Source organism: Aeromicrobium sp. PFPM2_SD2 (assembly GCF_057364525.1).
Genome location: NZ_JBNFNZ010000065.1, coordinates 1 through 8,033 on the forward strand (window position 1 = coordinate 1; position 8,033 = coordinate 8,033).

General features: G+C 69.1%; 6 protein-coding genes and 1 pseudogene. All 7 read right to left on the bottom strand.

The features are described from left to right. Positions 1 to 215 (bottom strand): annotated as a pseudogene (locus tag AC2W7G_RS05290) (hypothetical protein); the annotation flags it as partial. 111 nt (positions 216 to 326) lie between these two features. Beyond that, the gene (locus AC2W7G_RS05295) at positions 327 to 2,096 is read right to left on the bottom strand and encodes a dipeptide ABC transporter ATP-binding protein (protein ID WP_485867516.1); all 1,770 of its coding nucleotides are present in this window, start codon (positions 2,094 to 2,096) and stop codon (positions 327 to 329) included. Continuing rightward, positions 2,093 to 3,073: an ABC transporter permease gene (locus AC2W7G_RS05300; protein WP_485867517.1), complete on the bottom strand. Its 981-nt coding sequence runs from the start codon at positions 3,071 to 3,073 to the stop codon at positions 2,093 to 2,095. The genes AC2W7G_RS05295 and AC2W7G_RS05300 overlap by 4 nt, the downstream gene beginning before the upstream one ends. Then, a complete protein-coding gene (locus AC2W7G_RS05305; RefSeq protein ID WP_485867518.1) occupies positions 3,066 to 3,992 on the bottom strand; it encodes an ABC transporter permease in 927 nt (308 codons plus the stop codon). Before AC2W7G_RS05305 ends, AC2W7G_RS05300 begins: the two co-directional genes overlap by 8 nt. Before the next feature lie 135 nt (positions 3,993 to 4,127). Beyond that, positions 4,128 to 5,723 (bottom strand): peptide ABC transporter substrate-binding protein, encoded by a 1,596-nt coding sequence (locus tag AC2W7G_RS05310; protein ID WP_485867519.1) that lies wholly within the window; start codon positions 5,721 to 5,723, stop codon positions 4,128 to 4,130. A 232-nt stretch (positions 5,724 to 5,955) separates the two neighbouring features. Beyond that, positions 5,956 to 6,903 (bottom strand): electron transfer flavoprotein subunit alpha/FixB family protein, encoded by a 948-nt coding sequence (locus AC2W7G_RS05315; RefSeq protein ID WP_485867520.1) that lies wholly within the window; start codon positions 6,901 to 6,903, stop codon positions 5,956 to 5,958. 15 nt (positions 6,904 to 6,918) lie between these two features. Continuing rightward, the gene (locus AC2W7G_RS05320; protein WP_485867521.1) at positions 6,919 to 7,698 is read right to left on the bottom strand and encodes an electron transfer flavoprotein subunit beta/FixA family protein; all 780 of its coding nucleotides are present in this window, start codon (positions 7,696 to 7,698) and stop codon (positions 6,919 to 6,921) included. Positions 7,699 to 8,033 lie beyond the last annotated feature (335 nt).

The window sequence follows — 8,033 nt, forward strand, 5'->3', positions numbered from 1 at the left end:
GCCGACGGGCCGGCCAGCAGCAGCCCCACGAGGGTGGCCGAGTCGACCGTGTAGGTGCCGCCGGCGCGCAGGCCGAGCAGCCCGGTCAGCGCCGGGTGGGTGGCGACCGGCTGCGCGGCGGGACGTCCCTGCATGAGGTCGACCCGCGCCTGGAGCTCCTCCACCACCGACGCGACCATGGGTCCAGTATCGAACGCGTGTTCGAACTCGGTCAACTCTCGACCGCAGGTGGAGGGTCAGCCCCGACCGCCCTCACGCACCGCCTTCGGACGCCGACGCCGGCCCTCCCCCACAGGGGTGCCGGGCCGTCGGTCAGCGGCGGCGGGTCAGCGACCCAGCTCGATCGACCCGCCCGGGATCGCGTCGAGCAGCTTGCGCGTGTACGCCTGCTGCGGGTTGCTGAAGACCTCGTCGACCGAGGCCTGCTCGACCGCCTTGCCCTTCTCCATGACGATGACGTCGTCGGCGATCTGCCGGACGACGGCCAGGTCGTGGGTGATGAACAGGTAGCTCAGCCCCAGGTCGGCCTGCAGCTCGTTGAGCAGCTCCAGGATCTGGGCCTGCACCAGCACGTCCAGCGCCGAGACGGCCTCGTCGCAGATGACGACCTCGGGCTGCAGCGCCAGGGCCCGCGCGATGGCGACGCGCTGACGCTGGCCGCCGGACAGCTCGGAGGGGAACCGCGGCATGACCGACGCCGGAAGCGACACCTTGTCGAGCAGGTCACGGACGCGCGCCTCGCGCTCCTTCCTGCTGCCGATGCCGTGCGTGCGCAGCGGCTCCTCGATCGACTGGTACACCGAGTACAGCGGGTCCAGCGAGGCGTACGGGTTCTGGAACACCGGCTGCATCTGGCGGCGCAGGCGCAGCTGGTCCTTGCCCTTGAGGGTGCGCACGTCGACGCCGTCGAACAGCACGGTGCCCGACGTCGGCTCGAGCAGGTCCAGCACCATCCGGGCCACGGTCGACTTGCCCGAGCCGGACTCGCCCACGATCGCCATGGTGGTGCCGCGGCGCAGCGAGAACGACACGTCGTCCACCGCGGTGAAGTCGGTGGTCTGGCCCGGACGCTTGCCGCGCAGCTTGAACACCTTGGTCAGGTTCTGCACGGTGATGACGTCGTCGTGGGTCAGGTCGCCGACGACCTCCGGCTCGACCTCCAGCTCCGCGGCGATCTCGCCGGCGGTCTGGACGGCCTGGGCCTTGACCTCCTCGCGCTCGCGGCGCGTCGAGAGGCGCTGCGAGGCCAGCGACGGGGCCTTGGAGACCAGGCGCTGGGTGTAGGGGTGCTCGGGGTGCTGCAGGATCTCCAGCGCCGGACCCGACTCCACGACCTTGCCCTTGTACATGACCACGAGGTGGTCGGCGCGCTCGGCGGCCAGGCCGAGGTCGTGGGTGATGAGCAGGACGGCCACGCCCAGCTCGCCGGTGAGCATCTCCAGGTGGTCCAGGATCTGCTTCTGCACCGTCACGTCCAGCGCGGACGTCGGCTCGTCGGCGATGAGCAGCTTCGGCCGCGCGGCCAGGCCCATCGCGATGAGCGCGCGCTGGCGCATGCCGCCGGAGAACTCGTGCGGGTACTGCTGGGCCCGGCGCTCGGCGTCGGGCAGCCCGGCCTCCTCGAGCAGCTCGACGACACGCCGGTCGGCGTCCTTGCCCTTGGCGACGCCGTTGGCCTCGAGCGCCTCCTTGATCTGGAAGCCGACCTTCCACAGCGGGTTCAGGTTGCTCATCGGGTCCTGCGGCACCAGGCCGATGGACGAGCCGCGCATCGCGACGATGTCGTCCTTGCGGGCCTTGGAGACGTCACGACCCTCGAACAGGATCTGGCCGCCGGTGACCTCGCCGCGGCCCGGCAGCAGGTCGATGACCGCGTGCGCGGTGGTCGACTTGCCCGAGCCCGACTCGCCGACGATGGCGACGGTCTGGCCGGGGTACACGGTCAGGCTGGCACCCTGGACGGCCGGGACGACGTCCTTCTTGGACGTGCGGAAGCCGACGTGCAGGTCCTTGATCTCCAGCAGCGGGTCGACGGCGGGGTCGTAGCTGCTGACCGGGTTCTTCTTGGCGGCGCGCGCCTCGGAGCGGGTGCTCACTTCTTCCTCGCCTTCGGGTCAAAGGCCTCCCGCACGGCGTCGCCGAGCAGGATGAAGGCCAGGACGGTGATCGCCAGGGCGGTCGCGGGCACGAACATGACGCGCAGGTTCTGGCCCGAGCGCACCTCGTTCTGGGCCGCGGCGATGTCGTTGCCCCAGGAGACGACGGCGTCGGTCGGCAGGCCCAGGCCCAGGAAGGACAGCGTCGCCTCGGCCACGATGAACACGCCGAGCGTGATCGTCGCGGTGACGATGACCGGCGCCATGGCGTTGGGCACGATGTGGCGCACCAGGTTCTTCCAGCGCGAGGCGCCGATGGCGGTCGCGGCGTCGACGAACTCCAGGTTCTTGATCGACAGCACCGCACCACGCATCTGGCGGGTGATCTGCGGCCAGGCGAACAGCGCGAGGGCGCCGACGACCACGATCACCGAGCCCCAGAACTGCCGGTCGGGCCAGACGTTGTTGATGATCGAGATGACGACGATCGCGGCGAGCAGCAGCGGGATCGAGAAGAAGATGTCGCTCAGGCGCGAGATCAGCGAGTCGACCCAGCCGCCCAGGAAGCCGGCGATCGCACCGGTGATGACGCCGACGATGGTCACGAACACCGTGGCCAGCACGCCGACCGCGACCGAGGCGCGCGCCCCGTAGAGCGTCCGGGCCCAGACGTCGCCGCCCTGGCGGTTGAAGCCGAACGGGTGGCCGTCGGTGGCCGGGTCGAGGCTGCGGCCCAGCTCCTGGTAGTTCGGGTCGGCGTTCGTGAACAGGCCGGGGAAGGCGATCACGACCGCGATGACGACGAGCAGCAGGCCGGAGATCCAGAACAGCGGGCTCTTGCGCAGCCGCTTCCAGGCCTCCTTCCACTGGCTCTCGGGAGCGGCGGACAGGTCGACCGAGTCGACGTCCTGCAGCGGGGTCTCCTCCAGCGGGGCGACGAAGCGCTCCTGGCCGGGACGGGTGACGGTCTCAGGCATAACGGATCCTCGGGTCGAGCCAGGCGTACAGCAGGTCCACGACCAGGCTGGCCAGGACGTAGACCAGCACCATGATCGTGACCACCGAGACGATGGTCGGGTTCTCGCCGCGCTTGATCGCGTCGTAGGCGAGCTTGCCGACGCCGGGGATGTTGAAGATGCTCTCGGTCACCACCGCGCCGGCCATCAGCGCGCCGAGGTCGACGCCCAGGAAGGTCACGACGGGGATGAGCGAGTTGCGCAGGACGTGGTTCTTGACCACCTGGCCCTCGGACAGGCCCTTGGCCCGCGCGGTGCGGACGTGGTCGGTCGACAGGTTCTCCGCGACGCTCGTGCGCGTCAGGCGCAGCACGTAGGCGAAGGACACCAGGCCCAGGACGAAGGCCGGCAGGATCAGCTTGCCCACCGACCAGTCGCCGCCGACCGTGGGTGGCACCCACCCCAGCTTCACGCCGAAGATCAGCTGCAGGACGAAGCCGAAGACGAAGATCGGGACGGCGATGACGACGAGCGACGTCACCAGCATGGTGGAGTCGAACAGGCCGCCGCGGCGCAGGCCGGCGATGGTGCCGGCGATGACGCCCAGGACCATCTCGATCAGCAGCGCCATGACGGCGAGGGTGACGGTGACCGGGAACGCCTGCTGGACCATGTCGATCACGGGGCGTCCGGTGTAGGAGGTGCCGAAGTCGAAGGTGACCGCTCCCTTGAGGAACAGCAGCCACTGCACGAGGAAGGGCTTGTCGAGGTTGTACTGCTCCTCGATCTGCGCCTTGACGCCCTCGTTGATCGGCTTGTCGCCGAACAGGCCGGCGATCGGGTCACCGGGCCGGGCGAAGACCAGGGCGTAGATGATCAACGTGGCCCCGAGGATGACGGGGATTGTTTGCAGTAGTCGTTTTCCGACGTACCACCACACAGCTGCCTCCTGATGAGAGAACCCGCGGACGCGCACCGCGCCGATCGGGCGGGGCCGGCGTCCACAATAAGCCGCTGGGGGTAGCGACGAGTCGCTACCCCCAGCGTGTGCTCTGCAGAGCCGGTGTGACCGGTACTACTTGGTGAGCTTGTGGTACTCGGGCAGGTTCTGCCAGTTGAACTCGACACCGTTGACGCCCTTGGCGGCGGCGGCGGCGATGTTCGAGTACCACAGCGGGATGGACGGCAGGTCCTTCATGAGGACGGCCTGCGCCTCGGCGTACAGCTTGTAGCGCTCGTCCTCGTCCTGAGCACCAGCGGCCTGGTTGATCAGGGTGTCGAACTCCTTGGAGGAGTAGTCGCCGTCGTTCGAGCCGGCGCCCGTGCCGTACTGCGGGGCCAGGTAGTTGTAGATCGACGGGTAGTCGGGCTGCCAGCCGCTGCGGAACGCGGTCTTGATCGTGCGCTTCGTGACGTCGTTGCGCAGCTCGTCGAACGTCGGGTACGACTTGCCCGAGGCGTTGATGCCCAGGTTGTTCTTGAGCTGGTTCGACACGGCGTCGACCCAGGCCTGGTGGCCACCGTCACCGTTGTAGGCGATCTGGAACTTGCCCGAGAACGGCTGGATCTTGTCGGCCTCGGCCCACAGCTGCTTGGCCTTGGCCGGGTCGAAGCCCAGGACCTCGGAGCCCTCGATGTCCTCGGTGAAGCCGGGCATCAGCGGGGAGCTGAAGTCCTTGGCCGGGGTACGGGTGCCGTTGAAGATCTTGTCGGTGATCTCCTCGCGGTTGATGGCGAGCGAGATGGCCTGACGACGCAGGTTGCCCTCCTCGTCCGAGCCGAAGTGCTTGAGCGACTGCGGGATCGTGAAGGCCTGGAAGACCGAGCCGGGCTCGGAGACGGCCTGGACGTTGTCGTCGTCCTCGAACGTCGTCAGGGCGCTGTCCGGGACGGCCTTGAGCGCGTCGAGGTTGCCGGCCTGCACGTCGGTGTAGGCGGCGTCGAGGTCGGTGTAGAACTTGAAGGTCAGGCCGCCGTTCTCGGGCTTGCGCTCACCGTCGTAGTTCTCGTTCGGGACCAGGCGGATCTGGTTGTCGTGCTCCCAGGCGCCCTCGCCGTCCATCTTGTAGGGACCGTTGGAGATCGGGTTCTCGCCGAACTCCTTGGTCACCTTGCCGTCGGGGCCGAAGGCGGCCTCGGGCAGCGGGAAGAAGGCCGAGTAGCCCAGGCGCGACGGGAAGTCCGCCTCGGCCTGCTTGAGCTCGATGGTGAAGGTCTTGTCGTCGACGACCTTCAGGCCCGAGATGCCGAGCTTGTCGGTGTTGCCCTCTTCGTTGGTGCCCGCGATCGGGTAGTAGAAGTAGGCGTTCAGCTGGGCGTTGTCGATGAAGGCGCCGTAGTTCCAGGCGTCGACGAAGGAGTTCGCGGTCACGGCGGAGCCGTCGCTGAACTTCCAGTCCTTCAGCTTGACGGTCCAGGTCTTGTTGTCCTCGGACTCGATCGACTCAGCGACCTCGTTGACGGCCGAGCCGTCGGCCTTGTAGGCCACCAGGCCCGCGAAGAGCTCGTCGATGACGTTGCCGCCGCCGGTCTCGTTCGTCGAGCTCGGCACCAGCGGGTTCTGGGGCTCGGAGCCGTCGACGGTGATGACCTGGTTGCTCGACGAGGACTCGTCGCCCGAGTCGCCACCGCAGGCGGTGAGCGTCAGGCTCGCCGCGGCCACCAATGCCACACCCGCGAGGCGCGTACGCCGGGAGAGTCGCATGTTTCCTCCTGTGTCAGGTTGCTGCACAGCCGTGCATCCGTTCATGACTATCACCCCGCCCACGCCGGGTCCTAGCCGCGACGGGCCATGCAACCGATTTGTAATCGAACGTCCGGGTGGCCCGGACGTGGTCCGGACGGGCCAGGACGCACGCGGGCCCCGGTGGATGATCCACCGGGGCCCGCGAGGCGTGAGGGGCTCAGCCCTTGCGCTTGGTGATCTCCTCGGTGGCCTGCGGCAGCACCGACTTGAGGTCGCCCACGACGCCGAAGTCGACGAGCTCGAAGATCGGCGCCTCCTCGTCCTTGTTGACCGCGACGATCGTCTTGGACGTCTGCATGCCGGCGCGGTGCTGGATCGCACCGGAGATGCCGTTGGCGACGTACAGCTGCGGCGAGACGGTCTTGCCGGTCTGGCCCACCTGGAAGGTGTGCGGGTACCAGCCGGAGTCGACCGCGGCGCGCGAGGCGCCCACGGCGGCGCCGAGGACGTCGGCCAGGGCCTCGACCTCGGAGAAGTCGCCACCGGTGCCACGGCCGCCGGAGACGACGATCGCGGCCTCGGCCAGCTCGGGACGGCCGGACTTCTCGCGCGGCTTGCGGTCGGTGACCTTGGCCGTCTTGGCGGCGTCGGAGACCTCGGCCGTCCTCGCCACGACCTCACCGGCGGCCGGGGCGGCCTGCGGCGTGGTCGAGTTGGGCTTGACCGTGATCACCGGCGTGCCCTTGGTGACCTTGGAGGTGACGGTGTAGTTGCCGGCGAACACGCTCTGCGTCGTGACCGGACCGGCCTCGACGTCGACCGCGTCGGTGATGATGCCGGACTCGGTCTTGAGCGCGACGCGCGCGGCGACCTCCTTGCCCTCGGTCGTGGAGGGCACCAGCACCGCGGCCGGCGAGACCTCGCCGACGAGCGCCGCGAGGGCCTCGGCCTTGGGCGCGACGAGGTAGTCGGTGAAGACCGCGTCGTCGTAGGCGTAGATCTTCGCCGCACCGAACTCGGCCAGCTTGTCCTTGGCCGTCTCGGCACCGGCGCCGAACACGACGGCCGACGGCTCGCCCAGGCGCGCGGCGAGGGTCAGGAGCTCCAGCGTGGGCTTGGTGACGGCACCGTCGACGTGGTCGACGACCACCAGAACTTCAGTCATGGGTGGTGCTCCTTCTCAGATGAACTTCTTGGAGGCGAGGAACTCGGCCAGCTTGGTGCCGCCGTCGCCCTCGTCGGTGACGATCTCGCCCGCGGTGCGCGGCGGACGCGGGGAGGTCGACTCGACCGCCGTGAACGACGCGTCCAGGCCGACCTGCGCGGCGTCGACGCCGAGGTCGGCGAGCGTCCACTCGTCGACCGGCTTCTTCTTCGCGGCCATGATGCCCTTGAACGAGGGGTAGCGCGGCTCGCCGGACTGGTCGGTCACCGACACCACGACCTTGCCCTCGGCCGTGATCGTCTCGGAGGCGGCGTCGCCGTCGCGGCGGATCGTGACCGTGGAGCCGTCGACGGTGATCTCCGAGCCGTAGGTGATCGCGGGCAGGCCCAGGCGCTCGGCGACCAGCGTCGGGACGATGCCCATCGAGCCGTCGGTCGAGGCCATGCCGAACATCACCAGGTCGTACTCGAGCTTCTCGATCGCCTTGGCCAGCACCAGCGAGGTCGCGATCGCGTCGGAGCCGGCGATCGCCTCGTCGTTGACGTGGACGCCGGCGTCGGCACCCATCTGCAGCGCCTTGCGGACCGCGTCGGCAGCGTCGTCGGGGCCGACCGTCACCACGGTCACCTCGCCCTCGCCGGCCTCGACGATCTGCAGCGCCTGCTCGACGGCGTACTCGTCGAGCTCGGACAGCAGACCGTCGACGTTCTCGCGGTCGACGGTGTTGTCGGACTCGAACTTCCGGTCGGCCGTCGCGTCGGGTACGTACTTCACTGCGACAACGATCTTGGTCACGAAGACCCTCCTGTGATCACGGGACGCGGCGCCAGGTGCGGCACCGCGACGGTCGGGGCGGCAACCGCACGGACGCGGTCGCGCGCGGCCCACCGCTGCGAATGTTACCGACGCGTGACAGGACGGGAAACCGGGCATGGAATGGCTTGGATCACACCGCGACCGGGTGCTTCGCGGCTAGGCGAGGCGGGCCACGAGCCAGGCCGCGAGGCGTCCGCCGACCAGCGCGGCGACCGATCCGAGACCCCACGCGGCGAGCGTCTCGCGGGCCTCGCCGTGCTCGCCGGAGAAGTCGAACAGGCCGCGCAGCGACCCGGCGATCGCGTCGCAGGCCG

Bases quoted from the DNA above. Each gene is read 5' to 3' on its own strand.
- AC2W7G_RS05300 (WP_485867517.1), bottom strand. From the start codon at position 3,073: ATGCCTGAGACCGTCACCCGTCCCGGCCAGGAGCGCTTCGTCGCCCCG.
- AC2W7G_RS05315 (WP_485867520.1), bottom strand. From the start codon at position 6,903: ATGACTGAAGTTCTGGTGGTCGTCGACCACGTCGACGGTGCCGTCACC.